Origin of the sequence: Collimonas sp. NPDC087041, from assembly GCF_044745265.1 — a bacterium.
Classification (GTDB): domain Bacteria; phylum Pseudomonadota; class Gammaproteobacteria; order Burkholderiales; family Burkholderiaceae_D; genus Collimonas.
Window position 1 is genome coordinate 274,234 of sequence record NZ_JBIUZX010000001.1, and the last position, 20,713, is coordinate 294,946.

Below are 20,713 nucleotides of genomic sequence, written 5' to 3' on the forward strand. Positions count from 1 at the left end.
TCACGCGCATTCTCCCGCGATGACTTGCAGCACGGAGTCGTCGTTGAGTTCGCCGCGCAGATATTCGCCGCAAGGCTCACGGTCGCGCAGCACCAGCATGCGATCGCTGCAGCGTAATACTTCAGAGATTTCGGAAGAGATGAACAGAATCGCCATGCCCTTGCGGCACAAGGCGATGACGTGGTCCATGATCTCCTGTTTGGCGCGGACATCGATGCCGCGCGTCGGTTCGTCGAGAATCAGTATGGCCGGATCGGTGGCCAGCCAGCGCGCCAGCAATGCCTTTTGCTGGTTGCCACCGGAGAGGGAACTGATCGGCGTTTCGATATCCGGAGTTTTGATGCCCAGCCATTTCACGTAATCGGCGGCGATGGCCTGTTGTCGTTTGCGCGGAATCACCCGCAACAAGCCGGCGCGCGCCTGTAATCCGAGGATGATATTTTCGCGCACGGACAATTCCAGTATGGCGCCTTCATGCTTGCGGTCTTCGGAGCAAAAGCCGATGCCGGCGGCGATGGCCTCACGCGGCGAGTTGAATTTTCCGATCAGCTTGCCTTTGATGCTGATGGCGCCGCTATCTGCCTTGTCGGCGCCAAACAGCAGGCGCGCAGTTTCTGTACGGCCGGAGCCGAGCAGGCCGCACAGGCCGAATACCTCACCAGCACGTAGATCAATATCCAGCGGAGCGAGGATGCCTTTGCGTCCCAGTCCGCGTGCCTGCAATACGATTTCCGCGTTGTCGGCAGGTCCTGTTGCTGTATCTGGCGCGTGGTCGTCTGACGGCATCTGTGAGCCGACCATTTTGTTGACCAGATCCAGGCGCGTCAATTCATGCACCCGATATTCACCCTCCAGGACGCCGTTGCGCAACACGGTAATGCGGTCCGAGATCTCGTAGGTCTGCTCAAGGAAATGCGTCACAAACAGGATTGCCATGCCTTGTTCCCGCAACTTGCGCAGGACGCCGAACAGCAGTTGTACTTCGGTTTCGTCGAGGCTGGATGTCGGTTCGTCGAGGATCAGGACCTTGGCGGAAACGCTCAGTGCGCGTGAAATCGCCACCATTTGCTGGATCGCCAACGGATACCTGGAAAGCGGTGCTGCGACATCGATGTGAATCTGCAAATCGGCCAGCAGGTCTTGCGCCTGGCGTTGCATGGTTTTCCAGTCGATGGCGCCGAATTTGGTTGGGTAGCGGCCGATAAAGATGTTTTCCGCCACCGACAGGTTGGGGCAGAGATTGACTTCCTGATAGACCGTGCTGATGCCCAGGTGTTGCGCTTCCAGCGTGGATGTGGGGCGCACCTCTCTGCCATTAAGGCGTATCGTGCCGCGCTCAGGTGAATAGACGCCAGTCAAGACCTTGATCAGTGTAGATTTGCCCGCGCCGTTTTGCCCCATCAGCGTATGCACCTCGCCTGGGTAAAGGCGCAAACTCACATCGCTCAGCGCTTTGACGCCGCCAAATGCCTTGTATATGCCGTTCAATTCCAGTGTCGGTGCGACACCGTTTACTGCTTGTCGAGCAGTGTTTGTTGCCATTGTAGCCATGCCGTTGCGATCCCCGGTTTTCCGCACTGAATCCCGGCGAATGCAAATTCCCCGGATACGAAAATCGCGGCGAACAGTTTGATCCGTTCGCCGCAGTATGCGCTCAAACTAGTATGTGCCTAGTATTTGCGATTTGGGAATTCCTTGGCCGCGACTTCTGCCGGGAACACGCCTTCTTCCGTCGTAATACGCTTAGGTACGGTTTCGCCGGCGACCACTTGCTTGGCGACTTTCATCAGTTGAGGCCCAAGCAGCGGGCTGCATTCGACTGTGACATTGAGTTTGCCAGCCATCATCGCCTCGAATGCGCCTTTGACGCCGTCGACCGAGATCACCAGGATGTCGACGCCCGGTTTCAAGCCGGCTTCTTCGATGGCCTGGATCGCGCCGATTGCCATGTCGTCGTTATGTGCATACAAGACATTGATTTTTTTGCCATCGGTCTTGAGGAAGGCTTCCATGACTTCCTTGCCCTTGGCACGTGTGAAATCACCGGTTTGCGAGCGGATGATCTTCAGGTGCGGATTGGCAGCGATGGTTTCGGCGAAGCCGGCCTTGCGATCGATGGCAGGGGCGGAGCCGACGGTGCCTTGCAATTCAACGATGTTGATGTCGCCGGCAGGCATGGTCTTGGCGCGTTCCAGCAACCAGCGTCCGGCACGGCGGCCTTCTTCAACGAAATCGGAGCCGATGAAGGTGACGTACAGGGATTTGTCGCTGACATTGACTGCGCGATCAGTCAGGATAACCGGGATTTTCGCGGCCTTTGCTTCGCGTAGCACGGTGTCCCAGCCGGATTCAACTACTGGTGAAAAGGCAATCACATCGACCTTTTGGGCGATGAAAGAACGGATCGCCTTGACCTGGTTTTCCTGCTTTTGCTGGGCATCGGCGAATTTCAGTGTCACGCCTGCCTGTTTTGCCGCATCCTTGATCGATGCGGTATTCGCGGTGCGCCATTCGCTTTCGGCGCCCACCTGGGAAAATCCCAGAACCAGCGGTTTGTCTGCAAAGGCGCTGGAAGCTGCTCCCAATCCGAGGCCTAATCCGAGGCCCAAACTCAGGGCGGTGTTCAGTATTGATCTGCGTGTGATGGTCATTGCTTGTCTCCGTTAATTTTTTAATAAGCAAAACGTATTTTTTTGGATGTGCGCGGACCATACTAGGAGGGATGCGAGTAACTATCCAATGAAATTTTTCACAGCAGCAATACATGTTTGGATATCTGTTGCAGACCGAGCGTCTCAAGAGGCGTGGATAGGCGAGCGCAGATGCTCATAGTCCTGCTTCAAACCACCGTAGCATTCGCAGGCGCGAGCTTCCAGGCCGGATCGATTCAATACGGTCATGTGCCCACGCGCATACTGGATCAAACCATCGCTTTGCAATTTGGCCGCCGCTTCAGCAACCGATTCGCGCCGCACGCCAAGCATCGAGGCGATCAGGCTTTGCGTGACGCTGATTTCGTTGCCTGGCAGCCGATCCAGCGTCAGCAGCAGCGAACGGCACAACTGCTGCGGCACGCTGTGGTGCCGGTTGCATACCGCTGTTTGCGACATTTGCGAGATCAGTGCCTGCGTATAGCGCAGCAGCAGTTGTTGCAGGGCGCCTCCCCGGTTGAACTCTTCGGTGAGAATGCTTGCCTTGAGACGAAAACCATATCCGGCGCTTTTGACCGTGGCGCGATTCTGGTTCTTGCCGCCGCCCATGAACAATGCGATGCCAGCCACACCTTCGTTGCCGATGACGGCGGTTTCTGCCGAGCTGCCGTCTTTCATCTCATGCAGTAGCGATACGATGCTGCTGGTCAAAAAATAGAGATGATGCATTTCACAGCCGGGTTCACATACGGTCATGCCAAGCGGCATCGCGATGAATTCCAGGTGCGGCAGCAGGCGCTTGAAGTCTTCGGCAGGCAGCGCAGCGAGCAAGTGGTTTTGCAACGGGTTATGTCCGTGCAAACCAGCAATCCGTAACGTTGCCAGTTTCTTCTCAGAGCCAGCCTGCAAATCCCCGGCCGTCTTCTTTTCGGGTGTGTTGTCGGTTGCCTTGTCGGCAGCAATCAGCGTATCAACGTCATTTGCCGCGTCCTCGCGTTCAACCTCAAAACGATTCAGTACGTAAGCCATCTCCGTCTCCTTTGATGATGTCCTGTGGTGCCATGGGTTCATCATCACCGTACGTGCTGCAATGCGGCATCGGCGCATGCCTGATTCGTCTGTAGGATTGCGCCGACACTTTCAAGTAGACATATTGGCAATTTTCACGACGGTTAACTAAACGACATCCTGCCGGTTGTTATCCGGTTGTTATCCGGTTGTTATCTTTAACGGCGCGAGTCGCATGAAAGATCGCTAGCGTATGTGCCCTATCGAACATACAAGGGAACGGAGCGCGTGTAATTTGAAGTCACCATTTGATAAAGAGGTGAAAAAATGAAAACCATGCAAAGATTTCTAACGGGTTCGGCAGTCGTCCTGCTGATGTTTGGCTTGAGCGCCTGCGACGGCATGTCGAGGCGAGGGCAGGACACTGCGGTCGGTGCTGGCATCGGCGCAGTCGGCGGTGCTGTTCTCACCGGCGGTAGTGCCTTGGGCACCGTTGGCGGCGCAGCAGTTGGCGGCGTGATTGGCAACGAGGCCGGCAAGCGCTAATTCGCCCGTGTAGCACAAGGGCGAAGCGTCCGATCTCAGCTGTTGGATGTCGGCCGGCCTTGGTTGTTGCGGCGGCAACAGCCGGGTCGCGCCCGTCGATTCCAGAAATGGAACTAATTTTCTTCAAAGCCGCCATACCTGAATGCCTCCACAAAATCACTACTACGACCTGGTCGCTGACGCGTTGTTTCTGGATTTTGACGGGACCTTGGTTAATCTTGCCCCGCAGCCGGAAAGTGTCGTACTACCAGCCGGCCTGATAACGATATTGCAACGCCTGCAAAGCGCTACGGGTGGCGCGTTGGCTGTTGTCAGCGGACGCCCGCTGGAACAGATCGATTCCTTTCTCGCACCAATGTCTCTGCCGGCTGCGGGTGTGCATGGCGCCGAGCGACGCCGTGCCGATGGCAGCATCGCCAGATTGCAAGTGCCTGACACCGGACGCTTGCTGGCGCTTCTGGATTCGTTCATCCAGCTGCAACCCGGGTTGCGGCTGGAAATCAAGCGCGGTGCGGTGGCGCTGCATTACCGCCATGCGCCTCATCTGGAACAAGCCTGCGTGCAGGTCATGTCGAATGCGCTGATGCAAGTGGACGGTTTCAAGCTATTGCACGGCAAGATGGTGGTGGAAGCAACCGCTGCAGACGCCAACAAAGGCGATGCGGTCGCGGCGTTCATGCGCGAGGCGCCGTTTGCCGGTAGACGTCCTGTGTATGTCGGTGACGACGTCACCGATGAAAGCGCCTTTTCCTGGGTACAGTCGGCCGGCGGCGTCGGCATCAAGGTCGGTGAAGGCCAGAGCCAGGCGCGTTTGCGCCTTGCCAATCCCGATGCGCTACGCAATATGCTGCTGGAAGCGCTGGAGAAACAGAAATAAAGTCAAACAAGGGAAGCCATGACAAAACCCCCCATTGAACCGCTGGTTGCGGCCGCCGTTACCACCAACGTGAGTGCTGCTCCGCAATCCACTTCGACCCTTGATCTTGGGGTTGTCGGCAATTGTTCCTTCAGCGCGCTGATCGACAAACTGGGACGCATAGTCTGGTGTTGCTTGCCGCGCTTCGACGGTGATCCGGTCTTCAACGCCTTGCTCGATCCTAGCGAAAACGGCAGCCTGTGGAGTTTCGAGCTGGAGAATTTTTCACACAGCGAGCAATGGTATGAACCCAACACGGCAGTGCTGCATACCCGCTTGTACGACACGCTGGGGCAGGGTGTCGAGATTACCGATTTTGCGCCACGCTTCCTGAGCCGCGCCCGCTATTTCCACCCGCTGACCCTGGTGCGGCGCGTGCAGCCTTTGGCCGGCGCACCGCGTCTGCGCATCTTGCTACGCCCTAAATTTGATTGGGGGCGCGTGCCGCCGATCATTACGCGCGGCAGCAATCATGTGCGCTACATCGGGCCGCAGCAGACCCTGCGCCTGAATACCGATGCGCCGCTCAGTTATCTGCTGGACGAAACCTTCTTCGTCATTGGCCGTCCGTACAATTTCATCCTTGGGCCGGATGACACGCTGAGTGGCGGCATCAATGATACCGCGCGTAGCCTGGAGCAAGAGACGCTGGCTTATTGGCGCAACTGGAGCCGTAGCCTGGCGACGCCGCTGGAGTGGCAGGATGCCGTGATTCGTGCGGCAATAACGCTCAAATTGTCGCTCTACGAAGATACCGGCGCCATCATCGCGGCGATGACCACCAGCATCCCGGAAGCGCCGGGCAGTGGACGCAATTGGGACTATCGCTATTGCTGGTTGCGCGATGCATTTTTCGTGGTGCGTGCGCTCAACAGTTTGTCGGAGCTTGGCACGATGGAGGATTATCTGCGCTGGCTCAGCAATATCGTGGTGCGTGCCGGTGGCTCGCATATCCAGCCGCTGTACGGCATCGGCCTGGAGGAGGCGCTGCCAGAACAGATCGTCGATCATCTGCCCGGTTACGATAATAACGGCCCGGTGCGCGTTGGCAATCAAGCCTACGAGCATTTCCAGCATGACGTCTACGGCAACATCGTACTTGGCGCCGCGCAGGCTTTCCATGACAGCCGCCTGCATCATCCGGCCGGCATCGAGCAGTTCCTGCATCTGGAGGCAGTCGGCGAGAGTGCCTACAAGCTCTATGATCAACCGGATGCCGGCATGTGGGAGTTGCGCACGCGCTCCCGCATCCACACTTCATCGGCATTGATGAGCTGGGCGGCGTGCGATCGCCTGGCAAAAATCGCCGTCAAGCTCGAACTCACCGAACGCGCCACTTATTGGAGCGAACGGGCAGCGGTGATCGGCGAACGTATCCTGCGCGAAGCCTGGAACGAGGAGCGCCAGGCATACGTGGAAAGTTTTGGGGGCCGCGATCTCGATGCGAGCGTACTGCTGATGGTAGAGGTCGGCTTGATTGCGCCGACCGACCAGCGTTTTATTTCTACCGTTGACGCGCTCGAAACGTATTTGTGCGATGGCCCCTATATGCGGCGCTACGAAGCGCCGGACGATTTCGGCCCACCGGAAACAGCCTTCAATATTTGCACCTTCTGGCGCATCGATGCGCTGGCGCGGATCGGCCGCAAAGAACAGGCGCGTGAAATTTTCCAGGCGATGCTGGATGTCCGTAATCATCTCGGTTTGCTGTCGGAAGACACGCATCCGGTGACCGGCAAGATGTGGGGTAACTTTCCGCAAACGTACTCCATGGTCGGCATCATCAATTGTGCGATGCGGCTCTCCGCGCCGTGGGAAAGCGTGATTTGAATAGTCACGGCAGAAACGACGCTCTTCATCACACAGTCTGCTTGCGGGAAGGAAAAGGAACTTGCTTATGTCACGCCTGGTTGTAGTCTCCAACCGTATCGCTGATCCGCGCAAGCCGGCAGCGGGAGGGCTGGCGGTGGCGCTGGGCGAAACCCTCAAAAAGACCGGCGGTCTCTGGTTCGGCTGGAGCGGCAAGACCGTGCCGGACGGCATGCCCGGTGAGGGCAAGTTGAATGTGCATGCGGCCGGCGCGGTGACATTGGCCGAGTTGGATTTGTCGGAAGAAGATGTCGATGCTTACTATCGCGGCTATTCCAACGGCGTACTGTGGCCGGTGTTTCACTATCGCCTGGATCTGGCGCAGCTGGAATCCGGCTACCTGAGCGGCTATCGCCGCGTCAATCGGCTGTTTGCCCGCAAACTGGCGCCGCTGCTGAAAGAAGACGACCTGATCTGGATCCACGACTACCACCTGATCCCACTGGCTGCGGAATTGCGGGCGATGGGATGCACCAATCGGATCGGTTTCTTTTTGCACATCCCGCTGCCACCGCCGCAGATCCTGGCGGCGATTCCCTCCCACGAATGGCTGATGCGGGCGTTGTTTGCCTACGATCTGGTCGGTTTCCAGAGCGAAGCCGATTTATTGAATTTTTCTCATTATGTTCAGGCCGAAGCCACTGCCGAACCGGTTGGCGCCAGCCAGTTTCGGGCATTCAACAGCACGGTGCAGGCCGGCGCCTTTCCGATCGGTATCGATGTCGACGAGTTCCGGCGTTTAGGCCTCGCACGTGAGGCGCGCGACACCTTTGACACCACACGCAAGGAGTATTCGCGGCGACGCCTGCTGATCGGCGTCGATCGCCTGGACTATTCCAAGGGGCTGCCGCAGCGCATTCGCGCATTCGGGGAACTGCTGCGCGAGTATCCGGAAAACCGCCATAGCGCGACGCTGTTGCAGGTGGCATCGCCGAGCCGGGAAGACGTCGACGCGTATGTCGATATCCAGCACGAACTGGAAAGTTTATGCGGCGCTATCAACGGCAATTATGGCGATCTCGACTGGATGCCGGTGCGCTACATTCACCGCACCATCGCCCGGCGTCGTTTGCCGGGCCTGTACCGCGCCTGCGATGTCGCTTTGGTCACGCCGCTGCGTGACGGCATGAACCTGGTTGCCAAGGAGTTTGTGGTTGCGCAAGACGAGAGTGATCCGGGCGTGCTGGTGCTATCCCGTTTTGCCGGCGCTGCCGAGCAATTGAAAGATGCCTTGCTGGTCAATCCCTACGATATCCCCGGCACCGCCCAGGCGATCCAGCGCGCCTTGCAAATGCCGCTGGAGGAGAGGCGTGCGCGCCATGCCGCTTTGCTGGAGAATGTCTGCAAATACGACGTGCATTGGTGGTGCCGGCAATTCCTGGATACCTTGGCAGGGATCCGTTGAAAGGCGCAGCGTTAATCGGTTGGCCAGAAAACGGGCAATGTCACGGCGGCTGCCTCGTCCTCCCGAACGCGGGGCGAAACTATTGAATACGATGTAACAACCTGGTCTCGTGCTTGCAGGAGATAGCACATACAATGATTACGTGCCCTAGTCGTTGAAGTCCGTCGGCAGCAACGCTACGCCGTTGCGATGCCTGGTCACCCTGAGCTTGTGGGCAAGCGCCATCTGGATCTCGATCTTGTGGCCGCGATAGGTGGCCAGACGGTCTTCGGGCTGTGGGCCGGCATAGAACTTGTTATCCAGGCATTCTTTGGTCACGTTACATTTGGCCAGATGGTTGTCGATCACAACTGGAACGATGATGCTGTCGGAAGCGGGATCGTGGGTTATCGATCCGAGAAAGGAAATGCGCATTTTCTTCTCTCCTGAGATGAGCGGTGGAAACGGCGTGCGGCGTGATCAATTGCAGAACAAAATCGGCGTGTCGGCGATGGAAGTGACAGTCGATAGCAACAGATTTAGAAGCTAAGACAGCGGCGCCATTTTGCAAGTTCAAATTTGGATGTATTTGTTTGTTGCGTTTGTATTGCTTATTTGTAGTGCGCATTTGTATTGCACTTTTTTGTTGATTAGGTAGCCAGCACTTTTGCATCTGAAGCGCCGTGCGTCGCCGCCGCAGGGGCAAATACGATTGTGCGACAGGAGACATGAATGATGAAGCAAGCCCTTGTTGTGACAATGCTTGCGGCTCTTTGCGGCTGCTCGGTTCCGCTCGCTCCCGAGGCAAAGCCGGTAAGGCTGGTCTCGGATGCGGAGAAGCAGCGCTGCGAATTCATCCGTCTCATCACCATCAACCAACGTGTCGGCCCCGACAAGGCCGGTAATGCGATGAAGTCAGTACTGAATGCAACCGCTGTCGCCGGCGGCAACGGATTTTATCTGGTCTCTTCATCGACTAATTGGGAAGACGGCGCCACCGTTGTGGGCGAAGCGTTGCGCTGCAAACCGTGATGCAGACCAGTCTTTCCAGATTGCCTTCATTGCCTGCCAGGTTGCTTTATTTCTGCCGGCCGATTCGCCTTCAATAGTTCCCTACGTTTTCCTTGATCTGTCACTGATATGCCAACTCCACCCACCTATTCGTAACATGACTGTTTCGTCGCGCCGACGAAACTCGACGAATTGGCGCAACATAGGTGTAAGGAAAGCCGGCCTTTGCTGACTAACCATCAGTATCGAGGCGCTTGTCTCGACCAATTAACGCATTTCCCGTGAATTACCTGGAAGGGGCTCGTCATCATGCATAACGGACAACAAAATGTGGGGCGGCAATCGCCGTGGAGAAAGTGGCGGATTGCCGCTATCGCCACCTCCGTGCTTGCCATCGGCGTGTTGCTCAATCAAGGTCTTGCATTCTCATCGGAAAAAGCCGTGGTGGTGCCGCCACCCGTCAGCGACGAGCAAGCAGCGGCTGGCGAGCATTCGGCAACGGCGGTGCTGGCAGGCGGTTGCTTCTGGGGCGTGCAGGGTGTGTTTCAGCATGTGCGGGGCGTCACCAATGTGGTCTCCGGCTACACCGGTGGCAGTCGCGCGACAGCGCAGTATGAGCGGGTCAGCGAAGGTGATACAGGGCACGCGGAATCAGTGCAGATCACCTACGATCCAACCCAGATTTCTTACGGCAGGTTGCTGCAGATATTCTTTTCGGTCGTGCACGATCCAACCGAATTGAATCGGCAGGGGCCGGATAGCGGCACGCAATACCGGTCAGCCGTATTTCCTCTGAATGACGCACAACGCAAAATTGCAAGCGACTATGTTGGCCAACTCGACCGGGCCAAGGTGTTTGGCGGCGCCTTGGCAACGCGTGTGGAAGCCTACAAAGGCTTTTATCCGGCCGAGACCTATCACCAAAATTTCCTGACCTTGCATCCGGACTATCCGTATATCGTCGTCAACGATCTTCCCAAGGTCGATAATTTGAAGCGCCTTTTCCCTGCGCTTTACCGGGTTCAGCCGGCCCTTGTGAAAGGGTGATCTTCCGTGCGCGGCCGGCCTGTACCGGTCCCGCACGGGATTATGGCGTTATAGCTGAACGTTGGTGGTGGCGTTGAATTTGGTGCCAAGGCTGCTTTCCAGGTTGCCGATTGCATTTTCAAGGACGCTGAATATCTGCGCCCGGTCGGTCGCGCTGCTCAGGTCCAGCGTGCCGCTGGCGGATACGCCACTGGTTGCCAATGCGCTGTTGAATGCGGTTTGCGCCTGTGCCGTGGTGATGTATGCCGATTGACCGCTGCTGTTCACATACGCCAGAGTCTGGAATACATTGGCAAATACCGTTTCCAGTGTCGCAATGTTGAACACGACATGGTTAGCCGGCGTTGCAAAGGTGGTGGCGCTGGTGGTCGGGATCGGATTGCCGTAGAGCTGATCGAGGTAATAGCGCACCTGATAAGGGTACTGCTGGTAGGTATCAGTGACGCCCCAAATGGAACTGTAAGAGTTGACTGCTGCTACTGTGGCGGCCGTGGCCGTTGCTCCCAATTTGCTGTAGCTGGTCATCAGGGTGCCATAGTAGCCCTGGTTGTAGGCGACGTTCAGTAACACATCCAGGAAGTTGTTCGGCAGCGTGGTGAAATTGACCAGCGTATTGTCGTAGTACGGTTGCCATGGCGTGACCCAGCCGCCGGTACCTTTGCCGGTGAGGATCAACGCCACAAAATCGTTGTAGTGGAAATACGCGGTCAGCATCGGGCCGTAGTATTTGTTGTTGAACGAAGGTGGCGTCACTTTCGTATATTGCTGGGGCGCGGTGGCCATGGTGTAGCCGATGTTTTTCTGGATGGCGACGTAGTTGATCAACGAATGCCCCGCCGGCGTGTAGGAACCGGAAACCATGTCGGCCGCATAATTGTTGATCTGGTACGGACCGCCCTGGCCGGCGCCCATCACCGCCTGTTGATCGGGTGATGGATCGATGAGGCTGCCGGTGTTGACGTACAAGCCGGTCTCGATGTTTTCCTGCAGCAGTTGGCCCATGATCGAGCCGTACAGATAGTCCTTCTGGAATTGCAGGCCTGGGTAGTATTCCTGTACCAGGTGCCCGTACATGACCCCGGCGATGATGTTCGACATGATCAGGTCGTTGTAATTGCCGCCATCCAGGACCAGCTGGTCTTGCGCTGAACCCGCGCCCAATAGCAGGTGGTAGTTGATGGTCCCGACTGTGCTGCCTGGTGTCGGCGGCGTCACGGGCGGCGTGACAGGTGGAGTGACGGGCGGTGTTGGCGTCCCGCTGCCACAAGCGCCGGTGGACGTCCACGGTTTGCCGCTGCCACTGCTGCCGCTGTCGGTAGCCGGATTATTCCCCTGGGTCCACCAGTTCGCCGTGTAATTCGTGCTGTTGTAGCTGGCGCTATTGCCACCGACATAGACCGCGCTGGCGTCCCAAGCGGCCGCACAAGCCGGTGCGCTCGCTTTTGCGCTGGCGACCAGCTGTTTCTGGCTGGCTCCTGACGTGTCTGACGTACCGCCGCCATCGCTGCAAGCTACGAGCATGCAGCCGGATAGGCCAAGCAACAGGGCACCATATACTTTTGATTTCATGCATTTCTCCTGAATCGAATGACGATGGTTGAGACGCAAGTCGGACGATGGACGGCAAGCACCCAGGCCCCAGGCTGCGCTTGAGAATGGGGCTGCTCAAAATGAGCGTCAAGTGGTTTGGGGGATTTGTCGGAGTGCTAATACCAGTGAGGTGGCGTCCGGATCGTCGAGGTAGAACTCGCACGGACAACGCACTGGGGAGGAATTAATTTTCGCTCAATATTTCCCCTTGGAAATTAGTTTGATCTAAAATCCTCATTGTTGTCGGTCACAGAAAAACAGGTTGTTGGAGCACTTGAAGGCGACGTCCAGCGCCGGTTCAGGCAGATACCACTTTTGCCGATTTCCCCGAGTGGTCTTACGCCAGTCATTCGTTCATTTTGGGAAATCTGTTTCGAATTAATCGTGAGGGAAGCAGATGAATTTGAAAAACCGCAGATCAACCAAGGAGTGTGGCAATATTTCAAACATTTCTCCACAGGGCATGTTTACACAACAATGGTCATCGTTGCCGATGCGACGAGACTGATTTTTGAAGGCTTTTTATGCGATCAGCGCTTTTCCTGCGCACGGTAGTTTGCGCCAGTTTCCTGCTTGCCTGCGGATTCGCCTCCGCAAAAGACAGCTATCAAACCTCCGGCACATGCGATGGTTTTCCGCGTCTCGATGTGACGGTTGCCAAGGGCTTGTGCGTTGGCCTGGTTGCTGAACACTTAGGTTTCGCGCGCGGCGTGGCGGCCATCGGTGAGGATATCTATGTGCTCGATATGGGCGGATGGACCAACAAGCATGGCCGCTTGTTGCGCCTGAATCTGAAGAAGGGGGCGAAGCCGGAAGTCTTGCTGAGCAAACTGGATATGCCCAATGCGATTGTTGCCACGCCGGATAAGCGTCTGCTGGTCAGCATGGTTGGACGCATCGTCCGTGTTGATCCGGCAGCCAAGGATATTGCCGGCAGCATGCAGGATGTCGTTGTCAATCTGCCTTCTACCGGCCGTCATCCGCTGTCAGCGATGGTGCTTGGCGCCGACGGTTCGCTGTACATCAATGTCGGCTCGGCGACGGATAATTGCGAAAGCCAGCCCGGCAAGGCTAGTCTGCCTTGCCCGGAAATTGCAGAGACGCCACCCCGCGCCAGCGTGCTGCATGCAAACCTGACGTCTGGCCAACTGCCGCTGGATGCGCGCACTTTGCCGGTCCACGCGCGTGGTTTGCGCAATAGCATGGCCTTGGCGCTCAGTGCCGATGGCAAGGTGATTGCCGCCACCAACTCGCGCGACAATATCAATGTAGCCGACCCCAAGCTGTCCGACGCCGCGCTGCCGCACGACACCCTGAGCTGGCTGGTTGCCGGTGCGGATTACGGCTGGCCGTATTGCTTCGACATGCTGAAGGCGAGCCCCGAATATGTCGGCTTTGACTGCAGCAAAAAGACCGCGCCAAGCCGGCTGCTGCCGGCCCACGCTGCGCCGCTCGGCATGCTGATCTACAACGGTAAAGGCATGCCGGCATTGGCTGGCCACCTGATCATCGGTTATCACGGCTATCGGGATACCGGTCACAGGCTGGTTAGCCAGGCGCTGAATGCCAATTACTTGCCTGTGGGAGAACCGCAGGAAGTGGTGTCGGGATGGCAGTTCCGGTCTGGCGGGCATCCGATGGGTGCGCCGGTAGCGTTGGCGACACTGGATGACGGTAGCATCGTGATTACCGAAGACCGCAACGGCACCTTGCTGCGTCTGGCTCCCAACTGACCGACAACCATGAAGACTGCCGTCCGGCCCGTTTGCATCGGCTTGCTTTGGCTGCTTGCCGTGTGGCTGCCATTGGCGGCATGGGGCGAGACGCCTCAGACGGTTTACTTTCCTGCCGCTGACGGCAAGACCGAATTGGTCGGCTATCTTTTCGTTCCGCAAGGAGCCGGCCCGCATCCTGCGATTGTCATGCTGCATGGCCGGGCTGGCCCTTATTCGGCCAATGTCAATGCCGCTTGCAGCTCGGTGGCGCGCGGGCAAGTTTCGGCCTGCGACGCCGCTGGCTTGTCCAAGCGGCACATGATGTGGGGGACGTACTGGGCGCAGCACGGCTATCTCGCATTGCATGTGGACAGCTTTGGGCCGCGCGGACGCGCACATGGTTATGGTCGGGGTACGCACGACGACCCTGACAGGAGCGAGGTCAATGAGCGCACGGTGCGGCCGTTGGATGCGGAGGCTGCGCTCGCTTATTTGCTAACGCGTAGCGACGTGCAGCCCAATCGCGTGATGCTGCAAGGCTGGTCGAACGGCGGCAGCACCGCACTCAACGTCATGTATCGGCAGGCCTTGGCTGGAGCCGGCGAAGATCGGCCAGGCTTTCGCGCCGCGCTGGTGTTTTATCCGGGCTGCGGTCCGCGTGCGCTGTTGTCGCAGCATTACCAGGTCGATAGCAAAGTATGGGTATTTCTCGGCTCTGCCGATGAAGAAGTTTCACCGGTGATTTGCCGTAACGTTTTGAGCCGCACCGACGCCACACCGGGTCAGCTTGATGTGACCTGGTACGACGGCGCTACACACGATTTCGACGACCCCGGCGACAAGCGCCAGGCCGTCGAGGCCAACCGCAAGGCCAAGGACGACGTGATGCGTCGCGCCGCCGGGTTGCTCGATAACGTTCCTTGAAACGACGGCAGATAGTCCAGCAAGAGCCGTCTTTCGGCCAGGTGGCGTCAACCGTGCAACACGGATCGGCACACCTCAACGATCGCCTTGCCGCATTGATGCATCTCTGCTTCCGAGATCACCGGCATCACGGTTAGGCGTATCTGGTCGCGCCCCTGCGGCACTACCGGATACACCAGTCCGAGCACGTATACGCCGTGCTGATAGAGTCGCTTTTGTATCTCGAACAGGGCCTGTTCGTTGCCGACGACGATGCGCTGCACTGCGCCGGGCGCAAAGTCCGGCTCGGTTTCGATTCCCAGTTCCTGAAGCTGACGCAGGTAGCCGCGCAGGATCTCCATGTTGCGGCGCTGCTTGTGATACATGCTGCTGAAGGTGTTGCCGGTAGAGCTCGCTATTGAGGCAGGCGTGGCGGCGTTCATTTGCCGTAGCACCTCGGTCGCGGCGGCGGCGATCGAGGCCGGGACGCCGGATGAGAATACGCGATTGGTCGTGTATTCATAGCTTGCCTCTGCGGCCAGCGACGCGTTGCAGATGATATAACCGCCTTGCGCGCCAACCGCTTTCGCCAGCGTGCCGGTGATGACGTCGATGCAGGCCGGGTCCATGTTCCAATGGTCTGCCGTCCCGCGCCCGGACGGGCCGAGTGCGCCCAACGCATGTGCTTCGTCTATCAGCAGACGGCATTGGTAGCGGCGCGCCAGTTCCACCAGTTTCGGCAGGTTGCAGACATGGCCGCTCATGCTGAAGATGCCGTCGCTGACCAGCAACCTGCGGCGCACTCTTTGCGGATCGTTGCGGTCGAACTCAATCAGTTTTCGTTCCAGTTCCTGCATGTCGCCATGTTTGAAGCGCAGCACGCGCGCTTGCGAGGCCGTAAAACCCTGCATCAGCGTCATGTGGCTTTCGGCATCGGCAAAGATGGTGTCGCCCCGGCCGACCAGCATCGGCACCGCGGTGATATTCGCCATGCTGGCGCTGATGGTCAGGAATGCGGCCCCGCCGCCGTTGGGACGGTACAGCTTGAGCAATTCTTCCTTGACGTGTTCGTGATGCAGGGTTTCGCCCGATAGCGGCGCCGAATCGTAGGAGCCGACGCCGTGCGAGTCGATGGCGCGATGCGCGGCGGCGATGGTTTCCGGCCAGAACGAGGCGCTCAGGTAAGCGCAGCCGCAGAGCACGAATACGCCATCGGCATGTGACAGTTCGCCGTGGGCGTTTCTGATGGTGGTAGCCGTATGCAGTGGAAAGCCCGGCGACGTCAGGTGCCGCACCCACGCACCTTTGGGGCCGACCGAATCAACGCGCAGCCGCGACAGATCCGCGCCTGCTTCGGCCGCCTTGCTGTAACTGTCCGCCATGCCGCGCGCGCTGCGCGCGAAAAAATTATCTGCGGGGGCGGTGGCCGCATCTGGGGTATCGATAACCGGGGTGTCGGCATCCAAGGTCAATTCCTGTTCCATTTGCAGCTCCTTTTCGCAGGCAGTGGATCAAAATGAATAACAACGGAAGATGTTGGTCGATCGGCGTCGGGATCGAGTTGCTCAACTCAGAAAGCCGCCATCGATGGTCAATGCCGAGCCGGTGACGAACGCGGCTTCAGGCGACACCAGATAGGCAACGCCAGCCGCGATTTCATCGGGCTGGCCGTAACGCGGTACGGCGAGCATGCCGACGAGCTGATCAGCCCATGGCGTGTCGCGCGGATTCATGTCGGTTTCGATTGGCCCCGGCTGTATCACATTGACCGTGATTCCCAGTTTCCCCAGGTCCCAGGCCATGCCTTTTGTCAGGCCAATCAGCGCACTCTTGGTCATCGCATAGCCGGTCATGCCGACCATTCCGGCCCGTACGCCGCTGACGCTGCCGATGTTCACTATACGGCTGCCTTTTTCCATCACCTTGGCAGCTTCCTGGCAGGCGGTGAACACACCACGGATATTGATGTTGATGAGCCGGTCCAGCGCCTCCAGGGCCAAGTCGGGCAAGGGTGCGGCTTCCAGGATGCCAGCGTTGTTGACGAGGATATCCAGCCGTCCAAATTGGTGCATGACCTGGCTGACGGCTTCCCTGATGGCGATCGGGGAGGCGGCGTCAGCGTGGATCGCGATTGCCTCTCTGCCCGATGCGGCAATGTCCTTGGCTACCGCCGCAGCCTTGTCGGGTTGACTGACGTATGTGAACGCCACATTTGCGCCATCCTTTGCCAGCCGCCGGGCGATTGCCGCGCCGATGCCGCGGCTGCCGCCGGTAATCAATGCAACCTTGCCGATCAGATTTGCCATTGTCGTTACTCCTCGTTGCCTGCATTTTTTTGTGGAAGAATAGAAAATGCGCCGCGTTAATCGTGCGGCGCATCACATGCATGAATTTTCGTGGGTATGCTTCGCTAACAAAGGAGCGATTGGCTGGGCAAACTGGGTCTTTTACAGCTTAGGTCGGCTTTAAAATATTTCCACCTGTCAAGATTGATAGGTTTTTGTTGGGACTGATAATCACGATTTGACGGGCAATTGAGCCGTCACCGTCGTAGAAATGGAAGTAGGCAAGTTGCCGACCAGGGCCGTCGTGCCATGCGTTGCAAAAATGGGTTGCATGCGGTCGGGACGAATTGCGACTCAATTCTGCACTGGCGCGACGGCAAAGTATCTTAAAGAAACACGATGTATCACGCCTTTGCCGGGTAGCTTGTTTGTTTCATTTTGACCGTGCCGAACCCTGCATAAAGCCGGGCATGTTCCGCTATGATAGGCGTTGGGCATGGCGTGCCCGATATTGATGTCATGCGCTCATCTCTAACAACACCGATAACCGGTGTAGGGCTTGTCTACTATGTGGATCGTTCAAATAGCGCTGCGGCGGCCCTACACGTTCATCGTGATGGCGCTGCTGATCCTGCTGGCGACGCCCATAGTGCTGTTCAAGATGGCGACCGATATTTTCCCGGAAATTAATATCCCGGTCATCAGCATCATCTGGAACTACAACGGTTTGTCGGCCCAGGACATGGGACAGCGCATCGCCGCCAGCAACGAACGCGGCCTGACCACAACGGTCAACGACATCGAACACATCGAGTCGCAATCGCTGGCCGGCATCTCGATCATCAAGATTTTCTTCCAGCCGACCGCCAATATCCAGACCGCGATTGCCCAGGTGGTTGCCGTCGAGCAGGCGCAATTGCGCCAACTCCCGCCCGGCATCACGCCGCCGCTGATCATCAAGTACTCGGCGTCCAGCATCCCGGTGATCCAGCTGGCACTGTCCAGTCCAACCATGACCGAACAGGCGCTGGGTGATGTCGCGCTCAATTTCCTGCGGCCGCAACTGATCACCGTACCGGGCGCCGCCATACCGTATCCGTATGGCGGCAAATCGCGCGTGATTTCAGTCGACCTCGATACCAAGGCGATGTTGTCAAAAGGCCTGACGCCGACCGATGTGGTGAATGCCGTCAACGCGCAAAACCTGATCCTGCCATCCGGCACGGCCAAGATCGGCGTCACCGAGTTCAACGTCAGCATGAATGGTTCGCCGGATACGATTGCCGGCTTGAACAATATCCCGGTGCTGAACCGCAGCGGCGCCACCACTTATCTTTCCGAAGTGGCAAGGGTGCGCGACGGCTTTACGCCACAAACGAATATCGTGCGCCAGAACGGTGAGCGCGGCGTGCTGATTTCAGTGCTCAAGAACGGCGGTTCGTCGACATTGGATATCGTCAGCACCTTGCGTGCGATACTTCCCGTCGCTTTGCAATCGCTGCCGGAAGATTTGAAGATCACGCCGTTGTTCGATCAGTCACTGTTCGTCAAGGCGGCCATCAGCGGCGTGATTCATGAAGCGTTGATTGCCGCTTGCCTGACCGCTGCGATGATCCTGGTGTTCCTGGGTAACTGGCGGAGCACCTGCATCATTGCCGTGTCGATTCCGCTGTCTATCCTGTCGTCGATCCTGGTGCTGTATGCACTGGGCGAAACCATCAACATCATGACCCTGGGCGGATTGGCGCTGGCGGTCGGGATCCTGGTCGATGACGCCACGGTCACCATCGAAAACATCGAACGCCATTTGCACCAGGGCTCCGACTTGCACAAGGCGATCCTGGAGGGCGCCGGTGAAATCGCAGTGCCGGCGTTTGTCTCCACGCTGTGTATCTGTATCGTCTTCGTGCCGATGTTCTTCCTCACCGGCGTGGCGCGCTACCTGTTCGTGCCGTTGGCGGAGGCGGTGGTGTTTGCGATGCTGGCGTCGTATGTGCTGTCGCGCACATTGGTGCCAACCATGGTGATGCTGATGATGGATAACTCGCATGTCGATCCCAACGCCAAGCCGAGCCTGTTGCAACGGATGTATCGCAGATTCGACGCCGGCTTTGAGAAATTCCGCGGCGGTTATATCGTTATCCTGGCGTCGTTGTTGACCCGCCGCAAAGTGTTCGGCGGATTGTTTTTGGGATTTTGCGTGCTGTCCTGTGGCCTGGTGTTCTTTTCGGGCCGTGATTTCTTTCCAAGCGTCGATGCCGGCCAGATCCGCTTGCACATGCGGGCGCCAACCGGTACCCGTATCGAAGAAACCGCGCGCCTCGCCGACGAAGTCGAAAAAGTGATCCGCGAAATCATTCCGGCCAAGGATCTGGGGCCGATCCTGGACAACCTGGGTTTGCCGTATAGCGGTATTAATCTCTCTTATAGCAATGCCGGCACCATCGGCACGCTGGACGGCGAAATCCAGATCCCGTTGAACGAAGGTCATCGCGCCACCGCCATTTACGTAGACAAGTTGCGGCATGAACTGCCGCGCCGTTTTCCGGGCATGGAATTCTTTTTCCAGCCGGCCGACATCGTCACCCAGATCCTCAATTTCGGTTTGCCTGCAGCGCTTGACGTGCAGATCAGCGGCGCCGACGTGGCGACCAACTACGCCTTTGCCAGCAAGTTGATGAAGCAGGTCAAACAGGTTCCTGGTACGGTTGATGTCCATATCCTGCAACGGCTCAACCAGCCGACGCTGGCCCTGAACATGGAGCGGGTGCAAATCAAGCAGCTTGGCCTGAATCCGGTCGACGTTGCCCAGAATGTGCTGGTGTCGTTGTCCGGCAGCTTCCAGACCGCGCCGGCGTTCTGGCTCAATCCAGCCAATGGCGTGGTGTACAACATTGCGGTGCAGACGCCGCAATACCAGGTCGATAACCTGGATGCATTGCTGCGCACGCCGGTCAGTGCCAACTCGGGAGCGTCGGGCCTTGCAAATGGCGCGGCGCCAACCCAGCTGCTCAGTAACCTGGTACAGGTTGCGCCGGCACAGCAATTGGCCGATGTCTCGCATTACAACGTCACGCCGGTGGTCGATCTGTATGTCAGCGCGGGAGGGCGTGACCTGGGCGGCGTATCCGGCGATGTTGAAAAGCTGGTCGACCAGCTGCGGCCAAGCTTGCCGCGCGGGACGCACATCGTGATACGCGGCCAGGTGGATACCATGAAATCGTCATTCATCGGCTTGGGCATCGGCTTGTTGATGGCGGTTGTGCTGGTCTATCTTCTGATCGTCGTCAATTTCCAATCCTGGGTTGATCCGTTCATCATCATCACCGCGTTGCCGGCGGCGCTGGCGGGCATTGCCTGGATGCTGTTCCTGACCGGCACCACGCTTAGCGTGCCAGCCCTGACCGGGGCCATCATGACCATGGGCGTGGCCACCGCCAACAGCATCCTGATGGTGTCGTTCGCGCGCAAACGGTTGGACGAAGGCGTGCCGCCACTATCGGCGGCACTGGAAGCCGGCGCCACCCGCATCCGGCCGGTGCTGATGACGGCGCTGGCGATGATCATCGGCATGATCCCGATGGCGATCGGCTTTGGCGAAGGCGCGGAACAGAATGCGCCGCTCGGCCGGGCGGTGATCGGCGGCCTGCTGTTTGCGACGGTCTCCACCTTGTTTTTCGTTCCGGTCGTATTCGCCGGCATCCATCGTCATTTGGCGCGCCGCAATGCAGCGCGCAGCGCCGTCCGGCCGCATTCGTCATCGCCTGCAGCAGAGGGAGATATTTGAA

The 20,713-nt window shown here is 58.1% G+C and carries 17 protein-coding genes; 10 read left to right on the forward strand and 7 right to left on the reverse strand.

Annotated features, from left to right (window positions below):
* The 3 genes from ACIPF8_RS01260 to ACIPF8_RS01270 all read right to left on the reverse strand — a co-directional run bounded on the left by ACIPF8_RS01260 (position 1) and on the right by ACIPF8_RS01270 (position 3,680).
* Positions 1–1,542 carry a sugar ABC transporter ATP-binding protein gene (locus ACIPF8_RS01260; protein WP_400416651.1) on the reverse strand — a complete coding sequence of 514 codons (1,542 nt, stop codon included), beginning with the start codon at positions 1,540–1,542 and terminating at the stop codon, positions 1–3.
* Between the two features lie 128 nt (positions 1,543–1,670).
* Positions 1,671–2,651: an ABC transporter substrate-binding protein gene (locus ACIPF8_RS01265; protein ID WP_400416653.1), complete on the reverse strand. Its 981-nt coding sequence runs from the start codon at positions 2,649–2,651 to the stop codon at positions 1,671–1,673.
* A gap of 144 nt (positions 2,652–2,795) precedes the next feature.
* Entirely contained in the window at positions 2,796–3,680 is an 885-nt protein-coding gene (locus tag ACIPF8_RS01270) for a Crp/Fnr family transcriptional regulator (RefSeq protein WP_400416655.1), read from the reverse strand.
* 306 nt (positions 3,681–3,986) lie between these two features.
* Here ACIPF8_RS01270 and ACIPF8_RS01275 point away from each other — a divergent pair, with 306 nt between their 5' ends.
* From ACIPF8_RS01275 to otsA, 4 genes are all read left to right on the forward strand, one after another.
* Positions 3,987–4,205, forward strand: coding sequence for an osmotically-inducible lipoprotein B (locus tag ACIPF8_RS01275; RefSeq protein WP_400416657.1), 219 nt, complete (start codon positions 3,987–3,989; stop codon positions 4,203–4,205).
* 142 nt (positions 4,206–4,347) lie between these two features.
* Entirely contained in the window at positions 4,348–5,082 is a 735-nt protein-coding gene (gene otsB / locus ACIPF8_RS01280; protein ID WP_400416659.1) for a trehalose-phosphatase, read from the forward strand.
* Positions 5,083–5,100: 18 nt separating this feature from the next.
* On the forward strand, positions 5,101–6,951 hold the full coding sequence (locus ACIPF8_RS01285; RefSeq protein ID WP_400416661.1) for a glycoside hydrolase family 15 protein: 1,851 nt from the start codon (positions 5,101–5,103) through the stop codon (positions 6,949–6,951).
* 67 nt (positions 6,952–7,018) lie between these two features.
* Entirely contained in the window at positions 7,019–8,395 is a 1,377-nt protein-coding gene (otsA, locus tag ACIPF8_RS01290; protein ID WP_400416663.1) for an alpha,alpha-trehalose-phosphate synthase (UDP-forming), read from the forward strand.
* A gap of 147 nt (positions 8,396–8,542) precedes the next feature.
* Here otsA and ACIPF8_RS01295 read toward each other — a convergent pair whose 3' ends face one another.
* Entirely contained in the window at positions 8,543–8,809 is a 267-nt protein-coding gene (locus tag ACIPF8_RS01295; RefSeq protein WP_400416665.1) for a DUF1488 family protein, read from the reverse strand.
* 297 nt (positions 8,810–9,106) lie between these two features.
* Here ACIPF8_RS01295 and ACIPF8_RS01300 point away from each other — a divergent pair, with 297 nt between their 5' ends.
* Both ACIPF8_RS01300 and msrA read left to right on the forward strand, forming a co-directional pair.
* Positions 9,107–9,406, forward strand: a complete 300-nt coding sequence (locus ACIPF8_RS01300) for a hypothetical protein (protein ID WP_400416667.1) — start codon at positions 9,107–9,109, stop codon at positions 9,404–9,406.
* Between the two features lie 288 nt (positions 9,407–9,694).
* On the forward strand, positions 9,695–10,432 hold the full coding sequence (gene msrA / locus ACIPF8_RS01305; protein WP_400416669.1) for a peptide-methionine (S)-S-oxide reductase MsrA: 738 nt from the start codon (positions 9,695–9,697) through the stop codon (positions 10,430–10,432).
* Positions 10,433–10,480: 48 nt separating this feature from the next.
* Here msrA and ACIPF8_RS01310 read toward each other — a convergent pair whose 3' ends face one another.
* The gene (locus ACIPF8_RS01310; RefSeq protein ID WP_400416671.1) at positions 10,481–12,001 is read right to left on the reverse strand and encodes a carbohydrate-binding protein; all 1,521 of its coding nucleotides are present in this window, start codon (positions 11,999–12,001) and stop codon (positions 10,481–10,483) included.
* A 261-nt stretch (positions 12,002–12,262) separates the two neighbouring features.
* Between ACIPF8_RS01310 and ACIPF8_RS01315 the strand changes: the two genes are divergently transcribed.
* Genes ACIPF8_RS01315 through ACIPF8_RS01325 form a run of 3 tightly spaced genes read left to right on the forward strand, consistent with a single transcriptional unit; the run spans position 12,263 to position 14,661 of the window.
* Positions 12,263–12,577, forward strand: a complete 315-nt coding sequence (locus tag ACIPF8_RS01315; protein ID WP_400416673.1) for a hypothetical protein — start codon at positions 12,263–12,265, stop codon at positions 12,575–12,577.
* On the forward strand, positions 12,547–13,755 hold the full coding sequence (locus ACIPF8_RS01320) for a PQQ-dependent sugar dehydrogenase (protein ID WP_400416675.1): 1,209 nt from the start codon (positions 12,547–12,549) through the stop codon (positions 13,753–13,755). Before ACIPF8_RS01315 ends, ACIPF8_RS01320 begins: the two co-directional genes overlap by 31 nt.
* A 9-nt stretch (positions 13,756–13,764) precedes the next feature.
* A complete protein-coding gene (locus ACIPF8_RS01325; RefSeq protein WP_400416677.1) occupies positions 13,765–14,661 on the forward strand; it encodes a dienelactone hydrolase family protein in 897 nt (298 codons plus the stop codon).
* 47 nt (positions 14,662–14,708) lie between these two features.
* Here the strand turns inward: ACIPF8_RS01325 and ACIPF8_RS01330 are convergent, their stop codons facing one another.
* Both ACIPF8_RS01330 and ACIPF8_RS01335 read right to left on the reverse strand, forming a co-directional pair.
* Positions 14,709–16,124 carry an aminotransferase class I/II-fold pyridoxal phosphate-dependent enzyme gene (locus ACIPF8_RS01330; RefSeq protein ID WP_400416679.1) on the reverse strand — a complete coding sequence of 472 codons (1,416 nt, stop codon included), beginning with the start codon at positions 16,122–16,124 and terminating at the stop codon, positions 14,709–14,711.
* Between the two features lie 81 nt (positions 16,125–16,205).
* Entirely contained in the window at positions 16,206–16,946 is a 741-nt protein-coding gene (locus ACIPF8_RS01335; protein ID WP_400416681.1) for an SDR family NAD(P)-dependent oxidoreductase, read from the reverse strand.
* Between the two features lie 547 nt (positions 16,947–17,493).
* Here ACIPF8_RS01335 and ACIPF8_RS01340 point away from each other — a divergent pair.
* Positions 17,494–20,712 (forward strand): efflux RND transporter permease subunit, encoded by a 3,219-nt coding sequence (locus ACIPF8_RS01340; RefSeq protein ID WP_400416683.1) that lies wholly within the window; start codon positions 17,494–17,496, stop codon positions 20,710–20,712.
* Position 20,713: the final 1 nt, after the last annotated feature.